A 268-nucleotide genomic window follows, 5' to 3' on the forward strand; every position below is an offset into this window, starting at 1 on the left:
ACCGTCGAGCGGATGGCGAGCCACCTGCGCACGCTGTTGGAGGCCGTGGCCGCGAGTCCCGAGCAGCCCGTGGCGGAGCTGTCCCTTCTCTCCAGCGACGAGCGTCAGCGCATCCTCGTGGAGTGGAATGACACGGCCGCCGCCAGCCCGACGGAAGTCCCTGTCCACGTCCACTTCGCCCGGCAGGCGCAGCGCACACCCGACGCCGTCGCCCTGGTCCTGGGAGAGGCTTCGCTGACGTACGCCCAGCTTGAAGCCCGCGCGAACC

At 70.9% G+C, this 268-nt stretch carries 1 protein-coding gene; it reads left to right on the plus strand.

The annotated features are described in order from the left end of the window. Nucleotides 1-268, plus strand: a 268-nt coding sequence (locus tag ACLEQD_RS45395) for a hypothetical protein (RefSeq protein WP_410392075.1), incomplete at both ends; no start/stop codon positions are given.

Source organism: Corallococcus sp. 4LFB, assembly GCF_046520365.1.
Lineage (GTDB): Bacteria > Myxococcota > Myxococcia > Myxococcales > Myxococcaceae > Corallococcus > Corallococcus caeni.